1 protein-coding gene (running past one end of the window) is annotated in these 20408 nt (G+C 65.7%); it reads right to left on the minus strand.

Features of this window, described 5'->3' with window-relative positions:
• Nucleotides 1-20408: the 3' portion of a helix-turn-helix domain-containing protein gene (locus ACQP2U_RS25040; RefSeq protein ID WP_433709730.1), read on the minus strand. It continues 8737 nt past the right edge of the window; the window shows 20408 of its 29145 coding nt (coding positions 8738-29145); its start codon lies beyond the right edge, outside the window; the stop codon is at nt 1-3.

Consider the following 20408-nt stretch of genomic DNA (forward strand, 5'->3'; position numbering starts at 1 on the left):
TCATCGGCCCGGGAACCCGGACCACGGCGTGGCTCTCGGTGGGCCATCCGGCGGTGGCGTCGAGCGCGAGAACGCTTCGGGTATCCGGAACCCGCTTTCGGCGACCTCCGCGCGCAGGAGTGCGAGATGCTCGCTGCTCCTCGCCCATATCTCGCCGACGCCAAGCGCGATCACCGCACGCATCCTGCCGGAACCGGCCACGCCCGATGCGGCCAGACGCATGTCTGCCGCGTCGGCCTGCCGCACGAAGCTCTCGGACAGCAGCGGATACGGGACCGCGATACCGCTGGCCCCGGCACCGCGCACCTCCTCGATGATGGCGTCGATGTCAGTGGCACCCGGCAGCACCGCCCGAGCCATCCAACCCGCGGCGGCGCGCATCCCTCTGGCGGCCACCGTCAGCGAGTTGATCATCGCCACGCGCCGACAATCCGGTGCCACCTCCGCGGCTGCGGCCAATACCCGCAGGTCGACCGCTTGCAGCTCACCTCGCACACCGTGCCGCTCCAGCGCGGCCGCGATCTCTCGCACCCGCGTGCGGACCTCCGCATCGGACCAGGCGGGGCCCGCGGGCACCTCCACCGCCAGCGCCGCATCCGCGAAGGGCGCCGACCGGCATACGGCGTCGAGGGCGGCCATGTCGGCGGCGGCCCGGCCCACCTGCGCGACGACCACATGCACGCCCAGTGCGAGCGCGTCGATCAACGCCCGCCCGTCATCTGCCAACCCCCCTGCGCCGAGCTGGATTGCGATCCTGGGTCCCACGCTGGCCGTATCGGAAGCGTCCGCTGCCGCCATACCAGCCTCGACCGGATCCGTCCGTCGTGCACCGAACGGATCGGTCGCCGCGCGCCCGGCGGGCCGGTCGAGTGCGGCGTCCAATTGCGGCGCACGGCGATCACGGGCGGCGTCGACCACAGCCGCGCGAATGCGATGCATCGCGGTCGGGTTGTCGACGGTGGGCCGATGCTGCTCGGTAGGCACCTCGGCACCACGCCCGGCAAGACACCACGCGGCGTAGCGCAACGACTCCGGGGGCTGCGCGGCGCCTACCAATGAATACTGCAGGTACTCGCCATGCCCGTCGAAGGGAGCCAGTGAGTTCGGGAAACCGCGTTCGGCACGCACTCGGGTCGCGTTGGTGTCGGTCGCTGGATCGGTCCCCAGCCCCAGCGGCCCGTCACCGAGCAACCGGCCACGCGCGTCCGGTGAAACGCCACCCAAACCGGTCACCGTATCGTCGGATTGCGCCAGCACCCAGGTGTGGCGGCAACTGGCATCGGTCGCGCTGTCGTAGCGACGGCCACGCTCGGGCGACCCCACGATCGCGCGGTTGCCGAACACGCCATTCAGTCGCCCGCCCACGGTCGCGTCGGATACGACCGGGGTGCCGTAGCTGTAACCGAGCACGGAAAATCTCGCATTGCTCACCGCGCGCAAGGCCAGCACGTCCCGCGCGAACAGTCGGCCACCGGCCTCGGCGAGTTCGGGTCTGGCAGCCCACGCTTCCTTGTAGTTGGCAGGGGCTTCGTAGCCGATCCAGCACACCACCGCGACCTTGCTCGCACGATCCGCCCGCACCAACTCCTCGTACAGATTCCGCGCACTCCCCAGCCGGGCCGTCGCCGACTGCAGCCGCGTGTTGACGCCATCCACGTACCAGACCACGTGTTCGGCATCCTCGAGTCGGCAGTTGCCGATGACGAATGTGCCGGATCCGTTGCCGCCGAATGCCTCTGGGTCCAATGCCATCGTTGACACGATCGGCGTGGGGATGTCGCGGTGCACCGTTACCGAGCGGATGAGTGCCTCGTCGACGGCGTAGAGATTCCTGAATACCTGGCGCCCCGTCCGCCCGGCTTTCCTGACACCTTTCGCAAGGATAGCGGCGGCAGTGGCATACCGCCGATAATCGTTCGCGTAGTTCGCTACCTCCGACGGAATGCCCGGAGCAGCGCCGATTTCCGGGTACCGCGCCACGACCGCGCGCTGCTCGTCGCGACGCAGTGCGTCCCACCACCGTTTGTTGTCGACCGCAAGCCGACCGGCTCTGCTGAAATCGTCCGGCAGACCTCGATGCAGTAGGACATCGGGCCCCGCCTCCCGGCCGCCGCGCTTGTCGATCGCACTTCGGGCCAGCGCACCGTCTCCGGCGGTCTCGACCAAGGTGGGCACGCCGGTGTCGGGATCGCGCGGAAGGATAGCACCGTAGACCGAGTCGACCTGCGCGTCGACGTTGCGTTCGATGCAGTCGGTGAAGCGCACCCACGCCTCCTGCGCGTCATCATGGCGCGCGACCAGATCCGGGCGACCGGCCAGAATGCGGCTCATATTGTTCAGCGACTCGGTGGCCGCCTTGGTGCGATCGTCGATATAGAGGAGGAATTCGTCATCGATCGGCTTGCCCGCCTCGAACGGCTCCTTCTCGTATCGCTGCGCCTTATCGCGCATATCCTTCAGCACGGAATTGGTAGTGCCCGCATCACCGGTCGGAAACGGACACGCGAACTGCACGCCTGGCAAATCCAGGGCTTTCGCGGGGCTACTCGCCCGCGATGCGATCCCGTAGTACACGTTGGTGGATGGTGCGATATCCGCCAGTGCGTCACGCATCGTCGCGAGATTCGACTGGCCACAGACCACCACTGTGTCGACCGAATGCGCGGCCGACTCGTGTGACAGTGCCTTCTTCGCAGACCGACCGCCGTTACCGTGCACGACCAGCTGCCGTTGCGGCCGAACCGCCGGATGCGACGCTGCGCCGGTGTGCATGTCGGCGGACAGCGCCGCCATATCCCCGGCCAACCGGTGGCCATCAGTACCGGACCACACCACGACCCGGACCGGGCGATCCGGGTTTTCCCGTACGGCCGCCTCATAGTGATTGCACGCCAACTGCATTCGCTGATCCAGGCGGCGCAGATCGCCAGCGGTGCCGTCCACATGCCACGCCTCCGACAGGGGATCGGTGCTGCCGATCGAGATGATGATCGAGCCAGCGGTCGGTCGGTCCGCGTCGAACTGCTCGAGCAGCACGGTCGGTATCGGTACTCCGGGAGTCGCGACCGTCGCGGCCCGCTGGCGGGCCCGGATCAACAAGTCCTCGACATTCAGCAGATACTCCCGCAGCGCCCGCTCCCGTGCGGTCGGCCGCGCCGCGTCCTCGACCGCGGCCCTCGCTTTCGCGAACGCCCACCGATTGGCCTGGTCGCGCACGTCTCGCGGGAATCCCCCCGCTTTGCCGACGAATTCCGGCCACACCAGCACCAGCGCCCGCAGCTCGTCCGCGCTCAGACCTCGCGCGAGCCGCGCGTTCTCGGCGGCGTGCGCCGCACGTTCCTCGACGGCGACCGCGCGGTTCCCGGCCGGTCGCCGCCGCCGCCATCGATACACCAGGTCCTCCGGGCTCGCCCCGGACCCCCGCTGCTCACGCAGAACCCGCTCGGCCCGCATACGCAGGTCCGCATCGGGCGGGGTGTAATCGGGCAGCCCAGCACGGGCATCGACCGGGCCGATCAGCTGAAGGTGAGCACCGGTTCCGGCACCTTCCGGCCCCTGCGCCCGCACCGGATCGGCTGGCTCGTCACCGCCACCGGGCCGACTGCCGATGAATCCATCAGGCCTGGTGTTTCCTCGCCCGTCGGACGGGAACGGCTCGATCATTTCGCCGCCGGGCCGGAGGAGGGCTTGGGCTAATGCCGTGATCGCCGGGGCGAGGTTCGGGAGGTTCGCGATCGCCTGTCGTTCGGCACCTGCGGCCCGGATCCGATCGGTGATGATGCCGGTGACCGCGGAGGCAAGCACGCGGGCGGTATGTGTGTCGATGGAACCGAGCGCCCTGTCGAAGTGCTCGGCGAGCATGGACCGGTGCCGGTCGTGCAGCGGGCGTGCGCCGGGACCGGGAGCGAGCAGGTCTCGGTGCAGAACACAGGCCGCGTCCGGATGCTCGGCCAAGGCGGTGAGGTAGGCGCGCGTGGCGGTCTCCAGCCGCGACCGTACCCTGCCGTGCGGCTCCGGCATCGCCGCGGCACAGGCGGTCCGCACGCGGTCGATCGCCGCCGCACAGGCGGCCTCGAAGCCGCTCTGCTTACCGGGATACATCTGGAAGTACATCCGGCGCGTCAGCCGGGCGCGCTCCAGGACGAGATCCAGCGACATCGCACCGTATCCCCGGTCGGCCGCGACGGCGATGATCTGCGTCAGAAGGTGTTCCCGTCGGTTGTCTCCCGGCTGTCCGGGCGAGTGGCCGGTCGGCCGCGGCACCGCTCGGTCCAGATCGCTGGAGCGGCCGGACATGCGGTCGGTGAGGGTCGGTCCGGTGAGTCGAAGTTGCGGGTAATCGCGTCCGAGCAGCGGTAGCAGGAACCCACCGACCATCACGGCTATCTTCGAGCCCGACGTCTGGCGGTACGCCTCGATGTCGAATTCCGCCAATGACTGCCGGAGCTGATCAATCGACGCCTCGGCTGCTCCGGCCGGATCGAACGTGACGAACCCCGGGCACACGCCCCCGCGATCGGCCGCGCGAGCCTGTTTCGCCGTTCCGGTGATCGCGACCGACGTGATCGTCTTGTTAGCGGTGTCGAATGCGAAGGCGAACCGCGGCGGGTCGCGCGGCTCGGTGAAGTCGCCCAGTGTGGCGAAGGTGACACCGGCCATTACACTCAGGCGGCTGGCGAATTCCAGGATGCTGTGCTGAATGCTCGCCCACGGCCAGCCCTCGATCACGTCCGCGTGCGCGACGAGGCTCTCGAGATAACCGCGCAACACGATCTGGATGCTGCCCATATTGGTCGCGGCGCTGAGCACCGTCTTGTCGCCGGGTACGGCGAATTCGTCGACCGAATGGGCGGGGAGGCCGAACTCGGCTCGCCGGTGCGGCGGGATCGCCTCCAGGATCGGAGCCCGGTCGCGGGAGCATTCGTCCTTGATGTCCGCGAGTTCCTGCCATACCGGCCCGTCCACCAGATCCCAGACCGCGGTGAGATGCTCGACCGCTGCTTGCATGAATGCGTGCCGACCGCTGTCGCGTGGATAGCCGTCGCGGCCGTGCATGACGTAGTCATCATCGAGCCACGATGCGAAATATCCCGGCTCGACCTCCGAATATCCCGACTGTAATGCTGCCGTCACACGTTCCGGATGACTCATCATCTGCTGTAGCGCCGTTTCGGTCAGCTTGTACTGCAGGCATCCCGACGCGATCGACCGCTCGAGCGAATACCGCAGGTACGCAAGCTGATCCGGTGGGAACAACTCCGCAAGCCGACGCGTAGCACCACCGACGCGCACCGGGAGATTCGCCTCCGCGAACCGACTGCCGACCTCGGCGATGATTGCCCGTGCCCGCGTCGGCTCCGCGAGCACTTGCGTCATGCCCTTCTTCGACAGCTCGCGAATCAGCGACACGACGGTGCGCGGCACCTGCGCCGATGGCAGCCAATCGATCGGCGCATCGGCAGACTGGTCGGGCTCCGGGGTCGAGTCGCCCGGCACGCGGTGCTCCGGCCCGGAGGGACCGGGCTCGGCCGGTTCGGCATCGGATCGGGGAATCGATTGCCCACCAACGGGTTCGGCGCCAGCGGGAGGATGGTCGCCTGAAGCGGCCGTTTGCGCTCCGTGCCGCATGAGATCGGCGATGTGTCGGCGCATGGCACTGGCGTCGTCGGACAGGGCCCGGTCGCCGAGTATGCCGTGAATGGCCGCCACCAGGTTGCGGCGGGCGGGTCTCGGCTGTTCACCGAATGCGGTCGCCACCATGTCGGCGATGGCTTCCGTTACGGCCTCGTAGCTGCCCGGCCGTAGCGGGTCGGCACCGAATTCCTCGGTCAGCAGCCGCTCCAGTACCGTGCCCGGTCCCCCGCGCATCGGCACCGGCTGCCCCTCGTCCCGATGCAGCGGTAGCAGTGCGGCGAGCTCGGCGCGCAGCGCCGATCTCTCCTGTGATGTCAGCGCCTGCGGCGCGGAATCGGAGGGGTCTGTCGGGCGGCTGCCGATGTAGCCGCGGGGTCCGACAGTGCTGGTCGCGGGTTCGGCGATCACTCGGCCGTTCAGCCGCCTCCGGATGAGGTTCAGCAACCGGCGACGATGACCGGCATGCAATTGCCGACACCAGTGTGCGAGCACGTCACCCGGGTAGAAGCCGGAGTAGGACGGCACCAGCACACGCCACGTGCCCGATGAGTCTTTCCCCACCGTCACACGCGCCGACATGACACCGAGGTCGAGTACTTCGCTGGAACGTTCCGTCAACGGTGCGGGCTGTTCCAGTATCGGCGCGGGGTGGTCGACATCGTCGGGAGCTTGCAGGACGACCCGACGCAGGGCCGCCAACGCACTGTGCGGCTCGTCGGATTCACTCGTCCGCGGCGGCCTGCACGCCTCCTCGACAGCACGGTCGGTCAGGATGTGGCCGTGGGTCGTCATCGTGTAGAAGGAGTCGCCGGAGCCCTTGAACACGCTCGGCGGGAGCCCCCGGATCCACTGCTCGAAGGTCGGCCGCTTCGGTGTTCTCCCGGGCTTGGTCCCCGGCTTGTCGAGCGCTCCCGCACTGCACAGACGCAAGTACTCGTCGAGCAGTCGGCCCGGAATGTTCTTGCGGCTCGGGTCGGCATCGTCGGGCTGCAGATGCGCGACGCGCACCTCCCCGTCGATCCGCACCTCTACGTCGTCGTAGACGATCCGCAGGCGGCCGCCGTGGCGCGGAATCGTGCCCAGTAGGTCCGGGCGTTCGGAGAACAGTTTGCGCAGGACACGGCCGTGCCCGCCCATGCTCGCGACACTCAGGCCGGTCGGATTGCCGCCCCGGTCCACCTGTACCGCCACCTGTGGGTGTCCGTCGATCGGCAGCGCGCCGCGCGATCGCAGCGCCTCCTCGATCCGCGCACTCGACACGGCGGCATCGACCATCTCGACCAGTCGCGTCGGCGCACCCGCACTACCCTCGGCCCGCTCCCACTCGTCGAACGCGGCGATCAATCGCTGCGTGTCGGGTCGCCGCTGCACCCATTCAGCCACGCCCGGGAACTCACGGCGCCAATTCTTCTTGTTGAACGGCCGCAAGATTTGCGATTTCCGGCTGGTTGGCACTCGGAGCTCGCCACCGATCGCCGATGGCTGCGTCCACGGCCCGGGTCCGAACTCGACGCGTACCGTGTGCGACCAGTTCGCCATTGTTTTGTTGATTTCCGCGATTGTCGTGAGTTCGACCCCGCTCAATTTGGTCCCGCCGCGGCGCGGCTGGGACAGCAGCCAAGAGCAATTGGCGGCGAATGAAAGCACGGCGGGGGAATCAGTCCCGCGATCGGCCTTACCGTCCGCCACCGCAACATGCATCAGCTGCTCTTGTCCACCCGGCTCAGTCGTGCCGAACCACATCACCACGTCACCGTGCTCTGGACGTGCCCCCGTGTCACCGTCGGAGAGGAGTTGCCGTCCAGCCGGAACGACGAGGTCAGGCAGTTCGTGCCGCCAGCGCCGGTGGAAATCGTCGGGGTCGTTCCAATTGTAGATCGGGCGGAGCTGCTCGCGGCCGAGCGCACCGGCGGCGACGGCGGCGTACCCCACCATGTCGATGCAGCTGATCGCCATGCCCGGCACCAGGGCGGGAAGCTGTTCATCACTCGACCAGACCCAGTCGGCGAAGAGGCTGTCCGGCTCCAGCTGACACCAGTAGATCGTGTCTCTGCGGGTGAAATACCCGAGCAATGACTCCACGACGCGGCGCGATGCGGGTACCGCAGGTGACTCCACCGTGCTGGCCGGGACCACCTCATGCTCGGTTCGGGGACCTGAGGATTCGTCGGACGGTGGCCGACGGCCTATGAAACCAGACGGTCGTGCGGGGCCCGGATCATCGGCGCCGGGCTCCGCTGCCGCGTCTGGATAGAACCGTTGCAGGAACGCGGTAGCGATATCTGCCGGTACGGCCAGCGCCTCGAGCGCACGCTGTGCTTGCTCCAGGGTGACCTGAAACTCCTTGGTGCGTGGGTTCGTTGCGCGTTCTTTCACCGCCCATTGGGTCAGGCTCAGACCGACGTGGACGGCCAAGTCCTTCTGAGAAATCTTCCTGCGCTTGCGCGCGGCCGCGATCCACATGTTGGGGTGCGGGAATTTGGGATCGGCCGGATCGGGTAAGCCAGGAAAGGGCACTTTCACGCCGCGCTCGACCGAGGCGAGATTTGTGGCCGAAGCGGTGCTGTCGGTCGGCCGGGACCACGGAGTGGCACCCGACGGCTCGGGGCGATGGGTGGAATCAGCCGGGTCGGACGCTCTGGCCCGATTGTGCGAGCGTGACCACGGCGTCGACTGACGATCTTTCTGCGCAGGTTCGTGCTGTTCGGGCCCTTCTGACGGCCTGGTGCCGATGAAGCCACGCGTCCCTTGTTCATCTGCCGGTCTGGTGAAAGTCAGCTGATCCGGCGGGCGGTTCCCGATGGACCCAGATGGGCGATCTTCCTCCGGAGCCGAATCCCCTGACTGTCCCGGTGTCTCGAATAGGCCGAAGTTCTTGGTGATGTATCCGTCGAGTTCCATCCAAGTGGTGGCCAGTTGGATCAGCCGGGCGAACCGCAGATGATCGAGCAGCGCGTTCAGGAGGCGACCGGTGGGGGTTTGCGCCGTCGAGGCGGCGAGGCGTTCGAGTGCCTGCGGTAGATCCAGATCCGCGTCCGCCGCTATGTCGCCGCTGATGGCAGAGCGACCGAGCATGTCGTCGAGATCTCGTGATCGCTGTGTGCGCCTTTCGGCATTCGAGTTGTTGAGTGCGTTGTCCGGTGTTCCTTCGAGTGCCAGTGTCGTGGCACGTTGGAGATCGTCTTCCAGCTGGAGACTGCGACCGATCCAGGGACCGAGTGCTGTCAACAGCTGCTGTCCGGCAGTGCTGAGCAGTCGGTCCCATTCGGGCTGGGTGAGCGCGGTCAACCGCCTGTGCAGCAGGTTGAGCACTTCGCTTATCTGTGTCGTCACCAAGCTGGGATTGGTCCCGGTCAGCGCGGCAATCGTCGCGGCCGAGGCTTTCTGGCCGTGCCGCCATGCTTCGATGGCCGCGGCCTCCGCACCGCGGGCGGGTGGCTGTTCGCCGAATTGCCGTGCCGCCGCGCGTAATTCCGCTGCGGCGTCCGCGCGGTTGCGCGCCAATTCAGCGAAACGGCCGTCCTCCTCGGCAGACTCCGGCGGCCGACTGCCGATGAACCCGAGGGGCCGGTTCGGGCCGGGCGGCGTGATGGTCTCGTCGAACAACGTGGGGGCGTCGTAAGCGACACCGTCAGGCAGTTCGACCCCCAGCATTCGCACCCGAAGCTGCCCATCGTGCACCTCGACTGCCAGCGTGCCGGTCCTTTTCAGGCCACCCCAGCGGCGTGTTGCCCGCCCGACCGCAGTGGACACCGCCGAACTCACTTGATCTGCATCGAAACCCATTGCCAGCCCGGCCAACTGCGCGGCGTCGACGTGGCCGATGCTGTTTCGATCTACCCACAGTCGAACCGACCAAGAATCCGTTTCACCTGTCCGCCCCCGCCACTCGAACGTGCCGAACCCCTTGCCCAACAGCTCCGACTCCAGAGCTCTACGGGCACGGACGATGGTTGTTCCGGACAGCATTCCGCCGACCGTGAAGCCGTCGTCGTTGTCTCTGCTCGACATAGAAACTTCGACGCTGTCGCCACCCGCGGCTGCTAGACCGTAGTTCACCAGCGACGCAGCGACATCGAGCAGTTCGGTGGGCAGCCCGACCGAAGTGGTGACCACTCCGAGAGAAGTCAGCGACTCCGCTAGTGAAGTACGTACCTGCGGCGCGGGTGTATCCGGTGCGAACACCGCGGATGAATACCGAGTCGGATCGTTCGAACCAGGCGCGGAATCCGTTGGACGGCTGCCGATGTAGCCGTCGTGCTGGTCTCGCTCGGGAGCTGATCGTTCGAGGTGTTGTTCGAAGGTGTGAACTGCCTGGGCGGTGTCGGGGTGCCATTCGGCACCGTCGGATTCAGCCACCCATCGGTTCATGCGCTGATGGAACTCGGCGAATACGGGGGCGACCCGATCGGGTTCGAGACCGGGGTCGGGGTCACGATATTGGACGATCGCGCGGTCGCCCTGCCGGTATACGGCAACCTCGATATTGCCTGGTTCGTGACGAAGGGGACCGAGGACCAGCGGTACCCGAACCTCGTCGGCGCTGCGTGTTGTTCCGCCGCGAACAGGCTTTAGCCAGAAGCCATCGTCGTAGACAGCGAACATCGACTCGATGCTTCCTAGGACGCCGAGCGGCTTCATGGTGAACAGCGCCGACACCGGTGTCGAATCGAGGTGCCACAGTTTGCCTTGGCTCGCGTTGTCGAAGGTGGTGTCATCAAGACGGAGCCCGCCACGTGTCAGCGCGTCACGCAGTTGCGCGGTCCCCATGGGGTCGAAAATTTCGTCCACTCGATAGGGACGTAGCGGATCGGCCAGCCGTCCGTCATCGTCGGTGAACAAAACGCCCCAGCCGGACAGTTTGTCTCCCATAACCAACATCAGGTGGAGCAGGGAATCGTGGGTGACCGCGGCTAGCAAACGCCCCCACTGATCCATCACAAAGGAAATACCATCTGATCCAGTCCGCAGCGGCTCTGACGACCGGCCAGTCGATATGATGAAATTTCCGTCTTGCACAGCAAAAGCCTGGGCTCCGAGATTGGGCAAAGTTTCTTCGTCGTAGGCTCCGATCAATTCCTGGGCAGCAATCGGGCGAGCGGTGTAGGTCGGTCGGATCGATCTCGGAGTTTCGGAGCCGTGCTGGGCGAGGGTGCCGAGGTCGAGTGCTATTTGTTCGATTGCCCGCGGTAGCAGCGGATTGTGATCGAGACCCTGCAGGGCGCTGGATCGCAGAGCGGGAGCGATCGCCCCGTCAGCGGACGCGATTGCCGCGTGGATGTCCAGGCGCAGCTGAAGCAGTGACAGCCCTGCCTGGGTGGCTGCCCGAGTCGACCCCAGCCGATCTACCGCCGCCGCGACCGCGTGGTCCAGTTCGCGAAGCCGGTCGATCGCCTGGTCGGTGTCGTGGCTGCGGGTCAGGTAGTACATCGCCGCCCGGTAGGCGTTCGGAATATATCGGCTGGCAACGTCGCCGAAGGCCCGGTCCGAGCTGCTAAGTGCCGCAGCGAATTCCGCTGCTTGTACCGGTAGCGAGCGCAGCGACTGGATCACCTCTTGATCCCAGTCGTTGTCGCGCCCCTCGACGAGGTATGCGTCGGCCAGTCTTACCCAATTGGACCCATCGAGGAAACGCGCCGCGCCGAGTTCGGCGACTGCGCGCAGTCGCTCCGGGAATCGGCTCAGGATATCGAGACTGTCTCTGTAGGAAGCCGACGGCGTGTCGCCTACGCGAAGCGCTCCGATTATCTCGAATACATTGCTGGCGGCATCGGCCGCGGCGAGCAAAGATCCAGAACCGCCTGCGGCGCTGCGGTTCAACTGTTCGATCACCAATGCGGTCTGCACTCGTGCCGCTGCAATGGCTGCTTCGAGCGCGGGTGGTTGTCCGCGGTGCAGGTCCGCGATGTGTGCCGAAGTCTCGGTCTGGGCCCGGGTGAGGAAGGTTCGCAGGCCGTCGTCGGACAGCTGAGTTGCCCAGTGGGCGAGTTCTTCTCGCGTGGCGTGAACTGCATTGGGCCTGGCGGGCTCGTAGTGCGTAGTGGAATCTTCGGCGGGCTGCCGGTCACTGGGCTCGGATGTGGAATCCGTTGGACGGCTGCCGATATGGCCTTCCGGACGGTCGTACCCGCCGTGCTCAGCAAGCACCGCACCGAGCTCGCCGGCATCGAACGGCCCGACCTCCGTCGTTCTCAGTTCGGCCCCACCCCCTGGCTCCGATGAGGGCCGACTGCCGATGAGACCGCCCGGTCCGCGCGGTCGAGTGCGCTGTTCCCGCTGGTCGGCCGCGCCCTCGCCTTGCGCGGAATCGCCGCGAGACACCGGCGGAATCGGCGGCTGATCCGGTTCCTCGCTCGCCGTGCTCCACGGCGTCGACTGGTTCTGCTCGCTTGCGGTGCCGTCGGACGGTTCACGATCGTCGAACGCACGGCGCAATCGGTCGACCGCCTCGGCGCGAACGTCCGCCGCGGCAGCGGTGGGAAGCCCCAGCCGCTCGGCGGTGCGAGTCAAGGACAAGCCCTCGAACAGATGAAGCATGACCAGCCGCTCCGCGGTGGCGGCATCGTCCATGTCCTCCAGTGCAGCGTGGACCGTCCGCTCGAAGTCGGTGGAGAAGGGCCTTACAGGCACCGGATCGGCTACGACCGAGTGCCGCGACCCGTCGTTGCCGCTGATCGGAGCCTCCAGCGGCAGAGGGGGCAGGATCTCCCGAGCCAGCGCGACATCGTGCACCGCCAATCCCGTTTCCCGCGCGATCTCGGTGTTTTCGAGCGGCGCACCCGCGGCTTTCATCCTGTCGATCTGCGCATTTACCGTGCTCACGAGCCTCCGTGTGCGGTCATCGAGATCGGGGAATCGGAGCGCGAGACGGTACCGTCTCACCGCTTCGCGGCAGCTGGCCCACGCGTGAGCAGCGAACGACGCAGATGGAACGTGATTGCCGATCGCGAGCAGCATCCCGATCCAAGCAACCTGTTCCGCCTCTTCACGAATATCCGGATGCATGCGACGCGCTACCGCCTTCGGAACCCACGCAAACCTTTTGCTGATCTCGTCTTTGACTGCTTGTTCTTCGGGTGAACCCACCCGAGTCAGGACATACCGCTTGAACAGCTCTTCTTCGTCTCGATAGCCGGACCGCTCGTATCGATCTGCATAGAATCGCTCGACGATCTCCAGCAATAACTCGCCACCGATACCCTGCGCTCGACACAGTTGCCGCAATTTTCCCAGCCGCGGAAGATAGTCATTGTTTTCGATACTGGAAAGACTGCGGCGAGGAATCCGTATTTGCCGGGCGAGTTCGGTTGTCGACATTTCTTGGTCGTTACGCAGCGCCACAATCCAATTCCCCAGCGCAGTGTGTGAAGCGGGATCGATATCGGTGGTGATATCGCTGTAGAAATCCCGCACCGCCTGGATAAGCAGGCCACCCGAAACTCCCAGCGCCCGGCAGATTCGCCGGAACGTGCTGAACTGCGGCCGCCGGTTCTCGGTCTCGACCTGTGCCAGGTACTTCACGGGCAGACCGGTCACACGGGCGAGTTCGGCGTGGTTGAGGTTCCGGTCGTGGCGCAGCGCGGTGATCCACCTGCCTAGACCCTGTGCGATTGGCTCGAGGTCAAGGATGTGCGGATAGAAATGCCGGGTTGCCACCCGCAGCAGTTCGTCGTCGATCCCGAGTACCTCGCAGATTCGCCGGAAAACCGCGAATCTCGGCATGTATTGTCCGGTCTCGATATCGCCGAGATTACCCCAGCCCGGACCGGTCGCTTTCGCGAGCTCGAGCCTGGTTATATCACTGTCGTGACGCAGAGCCACGATCCAACTGCCGGGTGACGCGGGATCGTGCGCGGTCGGATCGAGATCGAGTTCGAGATCCGGATAGAAATGGTGTGTGGCTGTGCCGAGGAGTTCCGGCGCGACATCCACGGCCCGGCAGAGTCGCCGGAAAATGATCGAATTCGGAGTGTAAACTCCGCTTTCGATTTCGGAGAGGTATGCCGCCGACGTGCCCGACGCGCGCGCCAGCTTGGCCGCCGTGATATCCCGGTCATGGCGTAGTGCCATTATCCAGTTGCCGGGTGACGCGGGATCGTGTGCGGTCGGATCGAGGTCGAGCACGAGATCCCGATAGAGGCTACGCGCAGCCTCCGCCATCGCCTGCTGTTCCATGCCCAATGCTCGAGCAATCCGGAAGAAAATGTTCGGCGGCGGGCGATTGCCGTTCTCGATCTCTTTGAGGAGCGTCACCGACACACCGACCGCACGTGCGAAGTCCGCTTGGGTCATCCCCCGGATGTTGCGGTGCGCGGCAACCCAGCCACTCACCGAATCATGCGCGGCCGCATCGGTTTCCACCTCGACATCCGGATAGAGCCGCCGGACGGCCTCGGTCAACGCCTCGCCTTCGACTCCCAGCACGCGGCAGATCCGGTGAAAAGTGCGGAGCGTCGTCGACCGTCCGCTCTCGATGTTGTACAGCGCGCGACTGTGCAGGCCTGCGGCTTGCGCAACGTCCTTCTGCTTCATCCCCTGTTCGAGCCGCAACGCCTTCAGCCACGCGCCCCGCGAGGCGTCCAACGAATCGGACTGCTCCCCGGGACGGCTACCGATGAGACCGCCCGGTCCGGGTGGTCGAGTGCGCTGTTCCTGCTGGTCGGGTGCGCTGTCCGGGCGGCCGCTCCGGGTCCACGGGGTGCGTTTGATCTGCGATTTCTCCGCGTCACTGACCGGCGCGTGTCGGTCGGTGACAATCAGCCGTTCGATGGCAGGAACGGATGTCGCGTGGTTACCCTGCCGCGTTGTGCCGTGCATATCGAGGGTCTCGAACTGCCGCCCATGCTCGGTGGTCAATGGAACGACGAGTCGATCCGTGTACGTCCTGTCCTCGGCCATCCGCCGCTTGATCTCGTCCTGTGCCTGTCGGATCAGCCTTTGGGTACGGTCGTACTCCCCGTAGAGCATGCGAGTGTCGGGGTCCGCTGCGATGCGTTCCGGCAGCTCGATGACGTGCCGGTCGATCCAGGCCTCGTCGTATCCGGCGCGGCGAAAGGCTTCGCGGATCGGCTCGGCAACCGGACGAACGCTTCGTTCCCCAGTGTCGGGGTCGATGATCAGACGCTCCTCCCGAGACACCTGCAGGTTGCTGTAACAAGGAATGATGTAGGCGTCGTCGAGGGAGTAGGCGTATCTGGGATTCCCGTCCAATGGACGGAACGTGGCGTCGCTGGCCAGATGAGCCTCGTCCGGTGCTGTCGTCTTGGCCTCGTTGCGTATCGGCGTTGTCTTCATGATCGCGCCGAGCGGCATCACGACGATCGCGCCGAGCGGGTCAGGCAGTACAGCGCTGTTTCCGGGTTCGAGTGTGCGGCGGAGTCCGGCGTATCCGACGTACATATTGAAGTTTTCGGTCCCCTGCCAGTCCCCCGGTTTGATGAAATGCACCCCGACGGAATGGGCGGCCGTTGTGTTGATGACCTCGTCGTGTGCGCCGGATCGGATCATGCCCGCTGTGGCGATGGCGCGAATGTTTGGGGTGAAGTGCAGGTATAACGTGTCGGCCTGATCCACGTAGGTGCCGAAATCGGATCGGTGCTCCGCCGACTTGTCCACTATTCGGGTGTACAGATCGGGGGTTGTCTCAGGAATGCCCAGCATGGTGCGCACGCGGGCTATGGCGTCCGTCAACGCCCTGACATTCCTTGCGTCGTGATCCCGAAACACGAACCCGCGCAGCGAGGATTCGGCGAATATGCTTACCGCGGACCGTTCGACCATCCGCAGTGCGTCATCAACGATCACCGTGATGTGCCGGGGCCCGGCAATGGCGGCTACTGCTTCGACTACATCGTCTCTGGTACGCAGACCTCGGGCGATCTCTGACAGCAACGGCGCCAGACCGGTATCCGGGATATCGTGCCATCCAACGCTCATATCCCGACGCGCCGCCGATATCTCGGACCGCATCGAATCGATGTCGTCGAGCAAACGCTGGACCGTCCGGCGCGAACCGTGGTCAACGAGCACCTCTGCCGCACGGTCGAGCTGCCCCCGGATTCCACGCTGCAAACGCCTTATCGCGTCCTCGACTCGGAATGACTCCACCCGATGCGCATCCAGCTCCGCAAGCCGAACCCGTGCCGCGGTGTGCAACGCCTGGGCATAACGCTCTTTCGCCCCGGGAAGCAACCCCGCGAATCTAGTGGGCTCGACCAAGACTATCTCGGCAAGCACTCGAATATCTTTCTCGTCGAGACGTGGCTGCGCGGTGAGTTCACGCAGGGTCGCAATCATCTGGTCACGCCGTCCCTCTGGTGTTTCGGCGTATGCGGCCAACCGCTCGTTCAAGAATGTATTCAGCTCATCGCGGACACCGGTCAGAGACACCATGTCTACCGTTCCCGATTCACCGACCAATTGCGCAAGCACGTGCTCCAATTCGCGCACCTGATCGGTGATCCGGTCGACTGCCTGATCGCGTTCGGTCAGCGCATCCGACAGTGCGACAGCATGGTCCTGGGAGAGCAGAAGCTGCTCGGGATCGAGAGCACGCCGCAGCACATGCTCATCGGTGAGATCCCCCACCTCGACAACCCTGGCGACGTCTTCGTCGGAGCGATCACTCGGATCCGATATCGGCCTGCTGCCGATGTGGCCTGCTATGGAACCGGCGTCCGTAACGCGATTTTCCGGCTCGTCGTGCGACACCGCCGGGCTGGAGTCAACCTCCGGCGGCCGCAGGGTGGTGACGTAGTGGTGGACAACCCATTGCGGGGTGCCGACAACGGGCCCGTTGATCTCCGCGTCGATGAACCCGACCGCGACGGTTTCCGTCGGGACGAGCGTCTCCTTCGTCGTGCTGGTGAAGGCTGCTTCCGGGAGGTGCCGAAGCCACGCGTCATACGGTTCGGTAATCAGGCGGTGCCGCCGCAGCGCTTCCCAGGCGTCGTGCAGCACGGTTTCGATATTCGCACTGAGGCGCCCTCCGGTGGCGTAATCGATCGCGTGCGCGAATTCATGGACGACATCGTCGTGGTAGGGACGTCCACTGGACGGGTGATAACCGGTCGCGCTGTCTTCGCTGTCGGCCTCGATGGCCTGGGCTCGGTTGGCGGCCCTGCGCAGGTTGAACGTCATCCACTGGGTCCGATCGCTGCCGCCGGGAACGGTCTCGGCGTTGATGTCCGGATCGTCGAGAAAGTCGATCCGCAGCCCGCGGATGTTGGTCATGACCGTGCGGAAGCCTGGCGTGTAGCGGTACTTCGTGAGCAGTTCGTCCAGTGTCTGGAAGATTTCCCGCGCGGTTTCGACGGGCACGAGGGGGTGCTCGAAACCGGCGATCGCAAAGTGCGGATGGTTGAGGGTGAACTGTTCCACCAACCGTGCCTTGGCCTGCGCGTCCGCGCTCAACCCGCTGACATGCGAGGTCTCCTCCGGAGTGTGGACAGCGTGCTGCTCGACCCGGGCCAGCGCTGCCAGCACCCGCTGGTGCGTGTCGTGCAGCATTTTCCGGTGCGTCTGCGGAAGATCGGCCAGCCGCTCCTCCATCAGTTCCCCGACGTAGGACACCTGCTCCCGGATGGCGGTGATGTCTCGCCGCGGGAGGTGGTGGTCTCGCCACACCGCCCTGCCATCGACGCGCTGCACGAACTTCGCGGCGAATGGGCTGGGTCCGCCATCCTCGGCGGTGGTTGCGCCCCGCCCTGCCAGCACAGTGCCGTCCGGGCCGATACTCCAGTGCCGAGTGCTGCGCCTCGTCCCGGTCACGGCGTCGAACAGCCCGAGTAGATCCCCGGGGGCGGCGTCCAGGTACCGGCGGTCCAGGGGGCCGAGCGCCGCGGCCAGCTCCCGTTCTTGTTCGTTCAGGTCATCGTGGACAAGTCCCAAGTCGTAGGCTCGGGCCGTGGACTGCGGGAGCACCATATCCGCCGGTCGGCCGGGAATGAGTTCCCGGTACAGGACGGTGTAGTTGCCGGGCTGCAGACATGTGTCGGCAACCGGTGCGCCCATGGCACCGCCGATCAACGATTTCAGCCATTCCACCGTGGCGTTGGCCGCGGCATCGTAGGTCTCCCTGACGGCCTGGTAGCCGTTGCCGAAGGTCACCAGTTCGCATTTGACTCCCGGCGGACCCGGCAACGAATCGGTGCGTGCCACCCCGGCGTCGAGACCATCGTCTATCAGCTCTGCGAACCTCGCGCCAGGAGGAGTGCGTCGCTCGGCCGGTCCGTCGTGATGATCCGCGAGCCCGGCGTTCCGGCGGGCGACCGTGCTGTCCGTGCCGGTTTCGTCGGCTCGCCCAGCGCCGTCGATCGGGCCATCCGACGGCCTGCTGCCGATCAAGCCTTCGGGACCGTCCGGCCGGTGCGTTGTGGGTTGTGCCGAAAAGACTTCCGGCGGGCGAAGTTTCGTGACGTACTCGTGGATCACCCATTGCGGGGTGCCGACGACAATGCCGTTGATGTCCGCGTCGGCGAATCCGACGGCGATGGCCTCGCGGTCTTTGAGTGTGGTCTTGGCTGAGTTGGTGAAAGCGTGCCACGGCAGGCGGTTGAGCCATTCCGCGTAACTTTCGATCAGGCCGTGCTCTACCAGCTTCGCGTGAGCGTTGCGCAGCACGGTGAGGAGGTTCCGGCTGAGTTCCCACCCGGTGGCTTGGTCGATCGCGTGGGCGAATTCGTGGCGGACGTCATCTGCATACGGTTGGCCACTGCTCGGATGTGCTCCGTACTGGAGACGACGGTCGCTGTCAGCGCGAGCCTCATCCCGATCGGCCGCGTACTGCAAACTGAATGTCAATTCCGTCCGGACGGTGGAAACCTCGCCATCCTTACCGTGCTTGTCCTGCACGCCGCTGGCCACGGCGCGCGGTCCGAAAAGGAAGTCGATCCGCAGTTTGCGAATGTCGGTCATGAGCTTCTGGAATCCGGGCGCGTACCGGTACCTTCCGAGCAGGTCATCCAGTTTCCCCAGGATTTCCTCGACCGTCGCCACCGGGACGTGCGGACTGTCGAACCCGGCCAGCTCGAGATAAGGGTGGTCGAGCACGAAGTCTTCGACCAGCCGAGCCTTGGCCCGTGTTTCGTCGTCGAGCCCGGCCATGCGCAGCGGATGCTCGGCGTGCCGTGCCAGTTCGCGCAGCGCGCGCATCGCCGCCATCTGCGTATCGAGCACCGTCCGCGAGAGCGACCCGGGAAATGCCAGCTGTTCCAGCTCGTCCCCGAGGCGATCCACCTGCAGTCCGATGTCGACGATGTCTTGCCGACCGAGGTGATGGTCCTGCCACACGCTGCGACCGCCGACGTGGCGGACGAAGGCGGCGGCGAACGGGCTCGTCTTGCCGGTGATGGCCGCGAAGATGCCCAGCATATCGGCCGCACGGGGATCGCGAGATGCTCCCTCGTACTGGTAATCCCGATAGAGGACATGATATTCGGGTGGACTCAGACGCACCTCGGCGATCGGCGCTCCCATGACCCGGCCGATCAGCGCCTTCGCCCACTCCCGCATGGCGTGGTCGGCATAGGCGTAGGTCTCACGGAGGACCTGGACACCGTCCTCGAAGGTCATCAGCTCGATCGTGACTCCCGGACGTCCCCGCATCGCCTGGGTTCGCGCCACGTCGGGTGTCTCCTGGGCCGTGTCGCGATCGATTCCGCGGTCGGTGTCCGCCCCGTCGGGTAACGCTGTCCGTGCGTAGTGCACCGGCATCGCGGGCAATTGCGACGGAAATTCCGCCGATGCACCGTCGGCGTCACGATCGCTCAGCGCCTGTGCTACCGCCGCACGAACGTCCGCCACGGACCGGGCGGGCGAAAACACCTTTGATGACCGCCCGGGCGAGCTGTCCGAGGGACGGTTGCCGATGAAACTTGTCGGTCCGTCCGATTGGGTATCAGGACTGCTGCCGATGCGACCGGCGTCGAGGGGCGCGAGCATTTCGATGATCCGGGTCCGCATCGCATCGGCGTTGCGCAGCTCGACTCGCACGCGTTCGGACAGTTCCCGCAGCAAACGCGGGGCATCCGGTCGTTCGGTAGCGTCGAGTTCTCTGCGGATGTCGGCGACCCTGGCCTCGACCATGGCGAGGTCTTCCTCGAGTCGCCGCTTTTCTCTCGCGATCGCTTCGGTGTCACCGCTGCGGGCAATAGCGTGGCTGTCGAGGACGCGCCACGGTACGCCTGCGTTTTCGAGTGCTGCGCGCAACTCCGGATCAGGTGGTTCGGGAAGGTTGATGTGATCAATGTCGGCGAGGGTGATTCCGCCGTGGATATGGCATTCGACGAACTGATACCGCCGGAAGTGTTGGCCGGAGTAGTCGCGATTCGTTCCGCGTAGGGGTTGATCCTCCACGGTGGCGTTTGCGGACAACGGTGTAACGCCGAAAGATTCCGGCTGCGGGTCGAGCAGCGACGAGGGGACGGTTCGTGTCGGTTTCCCGCCCCACACGGAGCCGGAGTAGACGAGCGAATCACCGACGCAGAACGTCGCCCGTTCGCGGACATCGTCTTTCAACACCAGATCGATTCGGCCGTACATCGCCAGTTTTTCGGTGTGCAGCCTGATATGGCGGTCGGGCAGCCCCGCCGAAACGCTGGCGTCGGACAGCCCAGCCGGGCGCTCGCCGTCGATGAGCACGTGCCCGTAGACCGGCCGCAGCCGCGGATCCATGTCTTCGGGGTTGCCGAACCACCGGTTCTCCATCTGCGCCACATCGGTCTGGCGACCACCGCCGACCGTGCCCTCGAACTGTGTCTTGAACCGGCCGTCGG

The organism is Nocardia sp. CA-084685 (assembly GCF_050955785.1).
Classification (GTDB): domain Bacteria; phylum Actinomycetota; class Actinomycetes; order Mycobacteriales; family Mycobacteriaceae; genus Nocardia.